12 protein-coding genes are annotated in these 11,461 nt (G+C 71.3%); 3 read left to right on the forward strand and 9 right to left on the reverse strand.

What is annotated here, in order from left to right:
* On the forward strand, positions 1–363 hold the full coding sequence (locus ID554_RS31600; RefSeq protein ID WP_223884559.1) for a DNA-binding protein: 363 nt from the start codon (positions 1–3) through the stop codon (positions 361–363).
* The gene (locus tag ID554_RS12295; protein ID WP_117230781.1) at positions 360–1,835 is read left to right on the forward strand and encodes a tyrosine-type recombinase/integrase; all 1,476 of its coding nucleotides are present in this window, start codon (positions 360–362) and stop codon (positions 1,833–1,835) included. Before ID554_RS31600 ends, ID554_RS12295 begins: the two co-directional genes overlap by 4 nt.
* A gap of 287 nt (positions 1,836–2,122) precedes the next feature.
* Here the strand turns inward: ID554_RS12295 and ID554_RS12300 are convergent, their stop codons facing one another.
* The 5 genes from ID554_RS12300 to ID554_RS12320 all read right to left on the reverse strand — a co-directional run bounded on the left by ID554_RS12300 (position 2,123) and on the right by ID554_RS12320 (position 5,997).
* Positions 2,123–2,578 carry a SitI3 family protein gene (locus ID554_RS12300; RefSeq protein ID WP_117230782.1) on the reverse strand — a complete coding sequence of 152 codons (456 nt, stop codon included), beginning with the start codon at positions 2,576–2,578 and terminating at the stop codon, positions 2,123–2,125.
* Between the two features lie 15 nt (positions 2,579–2,593).
* Positions 2,594–2,995 carry a CdiA C-terminal domain-containing protein gene (locus ID554_RS12305; RefSeq protein ID WP_117230795.1) on the reverse strand — a complete coding sequence of 134 codons (402 nt, stop codon included), beginning with the start codon at positions 2,993–2,995 and terminating at the stop codon, positions 2,594–2,596.
* Between the two features lie 161 nt (positions 2,996–3,156).
* On the reverse strand, positions 3,157–3,684 hold the full coding sequence (locus ID554_RS12310; protein WP_117230796.1) for a DUF6244 family protein: 528 nt from the start codon (positions 3,682–3,684) through the stop codon (positions 3,157–3,159).
* A 173-nt stretch (positions 3,685–3,857) separates the two neighbouring features.
* Positions 3,858–5,552 carry a hypothetical protein gene (locus ID554_RS12315; protein WP_223884560.1) on the reverse strand — a complete coding sequence of 565 codons (1,695 nt, stop codon included), beginning with the start codon at positions 5,550–5,552 and terminating at the stop codon, positions 3,858–3,860.
* A gap of 130 nt (positions 5,553–5,682) precedes the next feature.
* A complete protein-coding gene (locus ID554_RS12320; protein ID WP_147333581.1) occupies positions 5,683–5,997 on the reverse strand; it encodes a hypothetical protein in 315 nt (104 codons plus the stop codon).
* A gap of 657 nt (positions 5,998–6,654) precedes the next feature.
* On the opposite strand from ID554_RS12320, the gene ID554_RS33030 reads away from it, so the two are divergent.
* Positions 6,655–7,038, forward strand: coding sequence for a GNAT family N-acetyltransferase (locus tag ID554_RS33030; RefSeq protein WP_223884660.1), 384 nt, complete (start codon positions 6,655–6,657; stop codon positions 7,036–7,038).
* Positions 7,039–7,223: 185 nt separating this feature from the next.
* Here ID554_RS33030 and ID554_RS12335 read toward each other — a convergent pair whose 3' ends face one another.
* The 4 genes from ID554_RS12335 to ID554_RS12350 all read right to left on the reverse strand — a co-directional run bounded on the left by ID554_RS12335 (position 7,224) and on the right by ID554_RS12350 (position 11,448).
* Positions 7,224–8,348, reverse strand: coding sequence for a tetratricopeptide repeat protein (locus tag ID554_RS12335; protein WP_117230785.1), 1,125 nt, complete (start codon positions 8,346–8,348; stop codon positions 7,224–7,226).
* Between the two features lie 29 nt (positions 8,349–8,377).
* The gene (locus tag ID554_RS12340) at positions 8,378–9,109 is read right to left on the reverse strand and encodes a hypothetical protein (RefSeq protein WP_147333582.1); all 732 of its coding nucleotides are present in this window, start codon (positions 9,107–9,109) and stop codon (positions 8,378–8,380) included.
* 471 nt (positions 9,110–9,580) lie between these two features.
* Positions 9,581–10,372 (reverse strand): methyltransferase domain-containing protein, encoded by a 792-nt coding sequence (locus ID554_RS12345; RefSeq protein WP_158573845.1) that lies wholly within the window; start codon positions 10,370–10,372, stop codon positions 9,581–9,583.
* Positions 10,373–10,383: 11 nt separating this feature from the next.
* Positions 10,384–11,448, reverse strand: a complete 1,065-nt coding sequence (locus tag ID554_RS12350; protein ID WP_158573846.1) for a hypothetical protein — start codon at positions 11,446–11,448, stop codon at positions 10,384–10,386.
* Positions 11,449–11,461 lie beyond the last annotated feature (13 nt).

Raw genomic sequence — 11,461 nt, forward strand, 5'->3', positions numbered from 1 at the left:
GTGAACAGCGGCAACACCAACCGCAGCGACACGCCCGACATCCGCGACCCTCGTGGCGAGGTGTGGACCGAGGAGCGCATCCGCGCCCTCGGCGCGATCACCGACCTGCCCACCGCCGGCCGCGTCTTCGGCCTGGGCCGCGCCCTGTCCTACGAACTCGCCCGCACCGACAGCTTCCCCGCGCCCGTCCTGCGCGTCGGCGCCCGCTACAAGGTGCCCGTCGCCGGCATCCTCACCGCCCTCGGCCTGCAGCCCCCGCCCGGCGACTTGACCCCGGGCGGCATGCGAAGCGTCGATCACCAACGGCAAATCAGCAGCATCCGCCCGCCGCACAACGGCGTCGACAGGAAGGCCGAACCGTGACCCGCGCCCGCAGCCCCGAAGGGGCCCTCACCAAACGCTGCACCTGCACCGACCCCGACACCGGCAAGCGACTCGGCAGCCGGTGCCCGAAACTACGCCGCCCCGGCGGCGGCTGGCACCCCACCCACGGCGCGTGGGGATACCAGATCGAACTGCCCATCCGGCTCACGCAGCCGCGCCGGCAACTGCGCCGCTCCGGCTTCGACAGCCGCGACACCGCCACCGCCGAACTGCGCCACGCCCGCGCGCTACTGGACCTCGCCGACGGCGACCACGACCTCGCCATCGAAGTCGCAGACCTGCTGCACGCCTGCCGGCCCGGCACCCCGCTGCCCGACCGCGAGACCGTCGCCGCCCGCATCCGCGCCGGCGTGCCCGCATCCGTGCCCACCACCACCGGCGAATACCTGACCGCCTGGCTGCAAGGACGGCGCGGGCTGGCGGAGAAGACCGTCCGCGGCTACTCCGACCACATCCGCCTGTACCTCGTCCCTCACCTCGGGAAGATTCCCATCCAGAACCTGCGCACCGCCCACATCGAGGCCATGTTCACCGCGATCGGCCACCAGCAGGACGCCATCCGCGCCGCCCGCGCCAGCACCGACCCCGACATACGCGCGAGCGTCAAAGGCGTGCGGCCGATGGAAGCCGCCAGCACCCAGCGGCTCTACGCCACCCTGCGCAAAGCCCTCAACGACGCCGTCGTCCGGGCCAAGCTGATCCCCACCAACCCCGCCCTCGGCGTCGAACTACCCACGGCCAAGCGACCCAAGGCGCGGGTGTGGACTGTCAAGGCAGTCGAGCACTGGCAGGCCACGGGCAAACGGCCGAGCCCAGTGATGGTGTGGATGCCCGCACAGGCCGGGCGGTTCCTCGACTACACCGAACGACACGACATCGTCCTCTACGCGATGTTCCTGCTCATCCTGCACCGCGGCCTGCGCCGCGGGGAGGCGTGCGGCCTGCGCGACCACGACGTCGACCTCGACGCCGGCTACCTCACCGTCGTCGAACAGATCACCACCGTCGGCTACACACCCATCACGCGACCCGTCAAGAGTGACGCCGGTGACCGGATGGTTCCCCTCGGCCCCAAGACCATCGCCGTCCTGCGGGCCTACCTCAAGATGCGACGCCGCTGGCAGAGCGTCAGCGGCGACGACTGGCCCGACACCGGCCTGTTCTTCGTCCGCCCCGACGGCAAGCCCTGGCACCCCCAGACCATCAGCGACCGCTTCGACCACCTCATCGCCAAAGCCGGGCTGCCGCCCGTGCGGCTGCACGACCTGCGCCACTGCGCCGCCACCTACCTTCGCCACGGCGGCGCCGACATGAAGGAGGTCCAGGAAACCCTCGGCCACTCCACCATCGGCCTGACCTCCGACACCTACACCAGCGTCATCCTCGAACTCGAACGCGGCAGCGCCGACGCCGCTGCCGACCTCATCCCCCGCGACGACCGAGCCGCCTAACGGCAGCAACCCCGCTACCGGCCGGAGGAGCCGACGCGCCACTGCACCGTGCGCCGACGACGAAACCGGCCCCTCCCGCCCCCGGGAGGGGCCGGTTTCATCCGTTGCCGAGCACGGCAGGTCATCCGGCCATCCTCAGAGTCAGATCAGGCCATCGGGGAGCGCGAGCGCCGTCCCGGCGGGCGCGCTGGAAGATCACCGGTCACGTCGCGGACGAATTCGTGACCGTCCCGCTCGCCGCTGGGCGGGGCTATCGCCCCGTCAGCCGCTCTGATGCACGCGTTGCTTCACGCGCCCGGAAGGACGCCGTCGAATGCCTCGTCGTACCAGAGGGCCACGTTGTGCTTACGCAGGATGCCGTCGACGCGCGTCAAGAGCAGCCAGTTGCCGTCCTGCACGAGTGCGGCGTCCTCGGGCCGCTCGCGCAGAATTCGGGCGATGGTCGCGAGCATGGTCGGGATCCCCTTGTCGCTCGTGTCGTCGGCGCGCATGCGGAAGCCGATGTTGACGTAGGTGTCTGGTTCCCACTCCCAGCGGGAGTCGTCGTCGTCCTCGGCGTCGTAGTAGCCGTTGCTGCCCGCGGTGATGCTGACCGCGTACCCGCACTGCTCGTAGAGGTCGGCGCTGAGCAGTCGTGTGTGACCGGGGAGCGCCGGCTTCTCGGTGGCATCGGGAGCGGCGAGTTCGGCCACCCGGTCCAGCGGGATGTCGCCCGCCAGGGTCAGTCGGAACTCGATAGCCATCGTGCGCTGCCTCCTTCAGTCCCGGCGTACGATCTGCACGATCTCACGGCTCGGGGTCACCGCCACCAGCTCCTTCAGCCCTGGTATGGGCCAGTCGTCGAACTGCTTGCGCAGGGCCGCGGGGTCTCCACGCCAGTCCTGGAGGTTCAGCACCACCCGCTGCGTCTGCTGCTCGTCGACCTTGTGGGTGACCTCGCTCCAGATGCCCCGGACCGGCTTGGACGCGGTGGGAGAGTAGCAATCGAAGACGTGGCCTTCGATCAGATAGTCAGGATTCTTGTCCGGGTCTCCCGTGTCGCGTGTGTCGGCCCGGGCGTCTGCGACCTCCTGCTTGGTGGGGTTCTGGTGGAGGCGGTAGCCCTTGCCAGCAACAGTGTCGGCGCACTCGTTCTCGAGCTGGACTGAGCGTTGCGCCACCACGGACTTCTGGTTGCGGGAGATTCTTGTCTGCGGCCCGGTCGGCGATCCGCCTGGGACACCGGTCGGCTTCCTGCTCCAGGATGTCGGTGCCGTGTCAACGGCCGCAGTACCGTGGTGGTGAGGTGTAGGGCTGGCCGGTATTGGACCGCCAGCCCCCCTCAGTTTCCCGAGGACCCTAGCTGTCGCGCGTCGGCGATCGCCGCTTCGGTGAACTGCCGCGTAGCACTGGTGCGTTGAGCGACCAGCACCAGGACCTGCTTGATGCTCTCCAATGCCTGCAGCAGCGGCCCCGGCTGCCCGCCCTGCAGGACCATGGCGACGAGCTGCTGCGCCTCGCGGACCTGGGCGATGGCACCTGTGGTTGCGTCACGGGCGCTGTCAGCCGCGCTCACCACGGGTGCCAGCGCGGCAATCGTCTCCTGCGGGGTGGCCTCGCGGGGCACCGCAGCGGTTGCCTTCGCCGCCTCACCAACCGACCCGGTGAGGCTACCCAGGCCGTCCTGGATCCCGTTGATCGCCTTCCGCACCCGGACCATGCCCGCAGCTACTGCGGCGAAGCCCGCGCCCGCGGCCCGCACTGTGACCTCTTGGGCCTGACTGTCAGCGGCGGCTGCGAGTCCCCGCGCGCGCTCCACGCCGGCCATCAGTGCGCGGAACTCACCGGCGATCTTCTCGATGTGCGACACGAAGCACACTCTCCCAGTCGGAGACAGCGAAGGTCTTCGACCGCTGAAGCTACCGGGGCGCCCTCGGGGTTACCAGATGCTGCTGGGATGCGGCTGCCGGGGCCCGGGGTGGTTGTTGAACCGACCGACTCAGTGTGGTGGCTTTTCGTCGCGCCGCTGGGTCGGTGTTCTGGTCAGGGCTGAAAGTCGTCGTGGACGGTGACCCGGGACAGCTCGTAGCTGTCGGCGGTGCGCCAGTAGTGCATGCGGCGGGCGGAGGCGGTGCCGCGTTGCAGGGCGACGCGCCAGCAGGTCGCCCCGTCCGGGCGGGTGAGGTAGGGGCTGCCGTTGCTGCCGGTGCGCAGTTGGTGCAGGTCCCGGCCGGCGAGGTGCGGTGCCTGGCCGGTGAGGACCTCGACGACGACGGACACCACCTTGGCGCGGCTGACGCCGTGCAGGGTGTTCAGGGAGGTGAGAAAGCCGGGCGCGAGGCGGTAGTCGGCCAGCGGCTTGTCGGCCTTCTCGGCGGCGGGAATACGTCGTGCCCACTCGGTGTAGACCTCGTGGCGGAACTGGTCCTCGTCTTGGAGGAACGCCGGACCGTCACTGCCAGGGTGGTCGCCGACCTGGTCGCTGCGACTCTGGTGGCCGCGCAGCTGCTTGACCGCGTGTTGGCGGGCCAGGTCGGCGGTGCGGTAGCGGGTTTGCAGATTCTCGATGCGCTGGTGTGCCCGGGCGAGTTCGTCCTGCAGGCTTGCGGCGTGCACCCGCAGTGCCTCCAAGTCCCGCTCGGCGTTCTCCCGCGCCGCCCGCTCGGCGTGCAACGCCGCGCGGTCGGTTGCGGCACGTGTCAGCGCGGCGGGACCCGGCACGGCGGCCGCGGGTGTGCCCGCCGGACCAGCCGGCGGGGGCACCGGTGAGTGACCGCGCGCCAGGTCCAGGGGTGTGGCCTGCCGCGGCACCCCGGCCACCGGGGGAAGCGGGGCCGCAGCGCGCGTCTGGGCGCGGGCGACGGGCATCTCGTTCGCAGGTGGCGGCAGCCAGGGCGGCCCGTCCGGCAGCAGGCTGGGCGCGGGCACGGGCGCCTCGCCGTCGACGGTGTCGACCCGCAGCCTCAGCTCGGCGGCGTCGAGGGCGGTGATACGGGCCGCCACGGTCTCGCCGGTGGTGAACAGCTCGCCCATCGAGTCCTGCGGATTGGCGGTGACCGCGTCCCGGTGCACCTCGACGGTGACGCCCGGCAGTAGCCGCAGCGTCACCGTGTCGGCGGTGACCGCGACGACGTCGGCCCAGACCACGTCCCCGACCCGGTAGGCGTCGACCACGGCGGCGCGCGCCACAACGGGGGAGGCAAAGCGCAGCCCCGCGCGCAAGTCGAGACGCCGCGACGCCAGGTCGTAGAGCCCGGTGACGTGCTGCCCCTTGGTGAGGACGCGGTGCAATGGCACACCGGCAACGGTCAGCTCCTCCCACACCGAGGCCATCATCGCGTCGTCCAGCCGGACCAGTGCCCGGGAACCGACGATCCCCTCCACCGTGCCGCTGCGCTGCTGGGCCTGCTGGCCGGTGGCCAGCGGCCCCAGGCCGGCCGCCGCCGCAGCGGTGAGGGCGTCGCCGACGAGTTGGCCGGTGACCCGTTCCCGGTCATCACGGGAGTAGGCGAACCGCAACCGGGCACGACCGGGGTCTGTGATCCAGTCGCCGCTGACCGGATACACCCGCCCGGCACCCCCGTACACCTGGGTCGAGGGCGGCATCGCGTGGGAGAACGCCCAGGACAGGCCGCTGGTGGGCAGCACCACGACCTCCGCCAGACCGCTGACCGCCTCGGCGACGGCGTCGGGATCGCCGAACGGCTCCGTCTGCCCGGATGGGATCGTGACCACCACCACCGGCCAGCCCCGCCGCGCATTTACCAGCCAACCCGCCAGTTGCGCTGCTTCGGCTTCCGACCTGATCCGACGCACTCGCGACGGTGGTGTCCTGACGGCGGTGGTCATGGCCGCGCTCCGCGCGCGGTCACCGCGGCTCGAGAAGCAGCCTTCGCACCCGCAGGTCCGCGACGTGCGCCTCCGGCGGCGATTGGGGGTCGTAATCCGCGCGGAATGGCTGCCCGCCGGCGCCGAGACGCAGTGGCGTCTGCACCAAGGGCGCCCAGATCCGAGGGCCGCGGACCTGCACCTCGTCGACTAGGGCGGCGCCAACCGCGCCGGCGACGCCGGCTTTCGCGGTGGCCCCCGCCTCGGTGGGCTGTCCGACGCGGGAGAGCACGTAGTGTGGGCGCGCGACGCGCACCGCTGCGGCAGGCGCCGCCGGCCCGGAATAGTCGCTCACGCCACACAGTCTGTGACCCCTACGCCACCGACACCAGTCATTGCGGCTTACGGCATCCCCGCCACCTCTCGCGACCGCAGTGCAGCCGTGCGGGCGCGGAAGTTTGTGGAGCGATCTTTTCCGATCTGGACACGCCAGAGCGTCCGTGATCGAGTGAGCACTTCGAGCAGAATGGAGACGCCGGTGGAGCGACTCAAGGGTTGGGCTGCCTACAACGCCAGTAGCGAGCCAGGCCGACAATGGCAGCTCGGAAACCCCGGATCCATGGCGCGGCACGACCAAGTACAGGACGCCGAGAGCAAGCACTCTTCGGATGAATACAACGTCCTGTTCCTTCCCGGCGGGGCTCCAGCCGACCAGATCGGCAACCTGGTCGCATGGTGCCCAAGGCTTGATTCGGTTGTCGTTCTCAAACGCGGAACGACACTCCGGACTGCCCAGGCAGCCATGCTGACACCGGAGCCACGCCTTGGGACGTTGCAGGCGATCTTTAGTTCCCTCGAATCCACCGACTCGCCCCCGCTGCCCTAGTGCCGCGTCAGGCAAGGTTTGCCTCGTTCCTGTCAGACTGCTCAGGTGATCGTCAGACTTGCGGGAGAGCAAGACTTCCATGGCTTCCTTGATCTGGCGGCCCAGGTCGAGTGCTGCTTCGGTCCGATGGTCGAGGATCTCGCCTTTCATGACGCTGTGCGCAAGCACGTTCGTCGGTCCACGGCGCTCGTCGCTGTTTCCTCGGAGCCGGATCTCCTGGGTGGGCTGTTATTCGCGGCGAAGGCCCCGTCCTACCACGTCCACTGGCTTGTCGTGTCGGAGCGGTCACGGGGGAAGGGCGTCGGTCGTGCGCTGATGGCGGACGCAATGCGCAGGTTCGTGCGGGGCCCAGGCACCGTTGAGGTGGTCACCTTCGGGGCCGATCACCCTGGTGCTTCCGTCAGCGGTGCACGCATCTTCTACGAACGCCTCGGTTTCGCCCCTGCCGAGGCTGTTGATCCGGGTCCGGAAGGTGGTTCCCGGCAGGTCTTCCGCCTGGCCGCCACCTGAATCATGCGACGCTGGCCCGGTGACGACGTTGTGCAGGCGCTCGTCGGCGGTGTGATTGTTCCGCCAGATGATGTAACGGCGGATCATGCTGCCCTGGGCCTTGTGGCTGGGGTGGCCGGTGCCGTCGAGGGTGAAGTAGCGCAGGGCGGCGAGCGTCTGGTGCAACGACTGGCTTGCTGCGCCTGTCACCGGTCCTCACGGGCATGCACATGTTGGCGCGCGGCGCAGTCCTGCCATATCCGCCCGAGGTGGCTGATCATCCGGGCTGTCGCCGGATGCCCGGGGTGGGCACGGCGGTGAGCGGTGATGGTGTCGGCGAGCAAGTCGCGGGCGCGGGTGCAGTGACCAAGGTCGTGCAGGACGACAGCGAGGCTGGCCTGGGTGGCGAGGGTGGGGTGGGCGTCGGGGCCGGCGGTGGTCGCGAGTTGCTCGGCGAGGTGGCGGTACAGGTGGTATGCCCTCTGGTGGTGACTTGCGAGCCGGTGGGCGGTGGCGAGGGTGTGCAGGCCGGCCAGGGTCGCAGCGGCGGTGGGGCCATGCAGGTGGGTGTGGGCTTGGTGGGCGTAGGTGGCCCAGCGGATCGCCGCCGTGGGGTGTCCGAGGCGGATGAGCACCTCGGCGTGCAGGTGGGCGGCGTCGGCGTGTACCGGGTCGGCGGGAGCGGTGGTGGGGTCGACGGCGGAGAGGACCGCGTGCAGCAGCTCTCGGGCGTGCGCGGGATTCGTGGCGGTGAGGGCGCGGGCGAGGTCGAGGTGTTCGGTGAGCGGCGCCGTGCTGGCGACGACGGGGCGCCAGGTGATGCGTAGGTCGGCGGGGTGGCGGCCGGCGGTGACGCGGCTGATGATCCTGCCGGCGCAGGCAGCGGCCGTCTCGGTGTTGTGGGGATGTGCGACGGCGGCGGGCACGATGTGCGGTGCGTTGCGCAGCACGGCGCGACCAATCATGTCGACGATCCGCGCGGCGGGCAGGGCTGGGCGGTGGCAGTCGGGTGGGCAGTCGTAAGCCACCTTCGCGTCAAGCGTGAGTACGGCGGTCATGGGCCGGCGGCAGATTCCGCACCACAACAGGCCTGGCGGTAGTGACAGTGCGTGGGGGTCGTCGTTGTCGGCTCGCTCGTCGGTCGCGGTGGCGATCGTGGTGGTGGTCGCGGGGCGGGCGTTGGTGACCCACTGCTGCACGAGCCGGCGGTGCAGGTTGAGTTCCTGGGCGACGGCGGTGACGGCGCGGTGGCTGCCGGCCGCGCGCTGTTGCTGAACGCGGGTGACGGCGGAGTCGATCAGTTCTTGCGGGTACTTGCGGGGGAACGGCATGTCGGCGGGGTCCTCGGGCAAGGTGTAGGTCAGCTGCTCGGGTAGAGGTTCGGCGTCGCACTGTGCGCTGTTGGCCGGTGGGTGCAGACTGCCTCGTGGTCGTGACGGGGCGGCCGGGTCGCCGCATGCTGCACCTGCTGGCGCAGCGGGTCGGGGTGGGAACGGGCCAGGTGCAGGGCTTGCCGGTAGTGGTCGGTGGCGAGGTGGGGTTCGGCGCAGTCGCGGTACATTCCCGCCAGCCGGGTGAGCATCCGAATCGTCAAGTCGTCGGCGTCGCCGACGTGGCCGTGGCGGGTGCGCCAGGCGTCGGTGAGTTCGCCGTGGGCGGTGGCGCAGAACCCGGCGCGGTGCAGCGCGGCGGCGAGGTCGGCTCTGGCGGCGAGGGTGCGGACGTCGTGTGCACCTCCGACGGAGGTGAGCACAGCGGTCAGGTCGCGGTAGCAGGCGGCAGCGGGGCGGGGACGGCCGCAGGCGAGTAGCGCTGCGGCGAGGACGCCGAGCGCGCGTACCGTCGTCGGGTGCTCGGGGCCGTGGTGGTGGCGGCTGCGGGTGTGCGCCCAGCCGGCCCAGTCGGATGCTGCGGCGGCGTGGCCGGTGCCGGTGAGGGCGTGGGCGTAGAGGACCGCGGCGTCCACGGCTGCCGCGGGGACCGCGCCGGGGCGGACCTGCGCCAGCGCGGGTCGTAGGAGCGCCGCGACCGCCCCTAGGTCTCTAGCGGCGGCGAGATCCTCGGCCCGCACGATCACTTCCTGCAGTGGCACGATTGCTGTCACCGGGCGGATGCCTGCCTCACGCGCCGCCGCTGCCCCGGGTCGGGGCGTGGACCGCGGTGGCGGCACGACAGGCGGTTGTAGGCGGCTTGGGGGCAGTCCCTGGGCACGAGGCCGCGGTTGGGTCCCTGTTCGGCGCGTCTCTGCGCCGCGGTGATGGCCTGGTTGTCCCCGCCGCTGCCCACGGCACCGGCGTGAGCTGCTGGGGCGGCGTTGCGGGCGGGCGGACGCGTCCAGCGCATGGCGTCCCTTCTCCTTGGTGGGGCTGGGAGATGGCCGGCGGCGGCGAACGGGGGATGCGCCGCCGCCGGCCACGCCGGCTTCCCGCCCTCCCCTTGCGGGCGGTCGACCGGCTCGGCAGCCTGGTGGTGCTCGGCTGCCGTCGCCCGCCGCTGACGGCTGACGAGGCCGTGCGGTGGGCGGGTTCGCGGGCCGGGCGTGCCGTCGCCCGGTCCGGTGAGGTCAGCGAAGTTTGCGGGCGGTGGTGCAGGCGAACTCGTAGCCGCGTACCACCACGGTCGGGTCGGCCATCAGCTCGGCGAACCGGTCCAGGTCGCGGGCGACGAAGTCGGCCTTGAGGAGCTGTTCGCGCAGTTGCCGGGCGTTGTCGGCGTACAGGCGGCAGCCGGGGCTGCCGCCCGTCCAGGTCTGCGCGAGCCAGCGGGTGTGAACCTGCTCGAGGCCGGCGTTGAGCAGCAGGGTGGGGGTTTTCTCGCCCCAGTGCAGGTCGACGCCGCGGTCGGCGAGGACATCGAGGATGCCGTGCACGACGCGCACGATCAGCTCGGCGTCGCCGCCTGTGGGGGCGTGCGGGACGGTGGTGCGGGCGTAGACGATCTCGCCGAGGACGATCCGGCCGCCGGGCCGCAGCGCGGTGATCATCTGCTCGAGCAGCAGGTGGCGGTTGGGCAGGTGCTCCAGCACGCAGCGGGCGTTGACGACGTCGATGCTGCCGGGTTCGACGGGTAGGGGCTCGGTGCGCAGGTCGCGCTGGTAGACGTCGAGGACCGCGGTCGGCGCGAGGAAGGTGGTGTCGAGGTCGACGGCGATGACCTTGCCGGTGGGGCCGACGAGGTCGCACAGGTGCCGGGCGATGGAGCCGGCTCCGGCGCCGACGTCGAGGGCGTGCTGCCCGCGCGTGATGCCGCCGCGGTTGAGGTTATCGACGGTGATCGGGTCGAGCATCTCCTGCAGCGGGTGCAGCTGGGTGGGGGTGTTGCGGAACTGGTAGCGCTTCGCCGCGGTGGTGGTCATGTGGCGGTTCCTTACTGTGCGGTTGGGGGTTCGGGGGTGCAGGGCTGGTGGGCGTGGACGACGTGGCGGCCCTGCTGGCGGGGCATCATCAGGTTCGCCGGCTGCGCCGTCTCGAGGGCGTCGGCGGTGGTGGGTGGTTCCCACCAGCGGCGCTCGGTGTGGGTACGGGTCAGCAGCAGCAGGTAGGCCGACGGCTGCCAGCCCGAGGGGGTGCGGGTGGCGCGCTCGTAGGCCAGGACCTGTCCGGTGGACGGGTGCAGGATCAGCAGGTGCCGCTGGATGGCGTCGCCGTTGGTGGTGGTGGCGACGCCGATGCCGGTGCGGCCGGCCCGGTCGACGGTGCGGGGGTAGGCGACCAGCCCGGGTGTGTGCGCCAGTTCTGTCACGGCGAGTGCCCGCCCTGATGGTGCGGGGCTGTGCCAGGTGGCCAGTGCGGCGAGACCGGTGACGAGTCGGCCGTCGCCGTCGAGGTCGCTGGTGTGCAGACCGGCGTTGTAGCGGAAGAAGTCGCCGCTGATGAACGCCTTCGACAGGTTGCGGTGGCTGAGCCATCCGGGCGGCCAGAAGTCGTGCGTGACGCCGGGCCACGGGTCCGGGTATTCGCTGGTCAGGGCTGCGCCGGAGTCGTCGTCGTGGTACCAGCGCACCACGTCCCGTGTCGTCTGCTCACCGTTGTCGAGGTGCCAGGCGCGCAGGCGCACCACGTCGAACCGGCCGCTGACCGGGTCGCAGGCGTCGGCTGTGATGCGCTGGGCCAGAGCGTTCAGGACAGGTCGGGCCGCGCGCGGGTACGCCACGACGGTCGCCGACGGCGCGGCGACCGTGGCGGCCAGCTCGGCAGATGGTGCCGGTTCCGGGACCGCGCAGCTGTTGTCGGCGGCGACCAGGGCTGGCATGTGCAGCTTCGGCGGCGCCGAGATGCCGGCGAGAGTCAGCGTGGCGGCTACTGCGGCGACGCCCGCGGCGGCGACGCCGCAGCGCCGCGGGGCTGTGGTGGGTGCGAGCCGTCGCAGCGGGTTGCTGGTGTCGACGCCGCCGCAGTAGCCGTCGACGGGTGGCGCGGCGCGGTGCCGCATCGGGCGGTGGATG

The sequence above is a fragment of the Micromonospora craniellae genome (assembly GCF_014764405.1).
GTDB lineage: Bacteria > Actinomycetota > Actinomycetes > Mycobacteriales > Micromonosporaceae > Micromonospora > Micromonospora craniellae.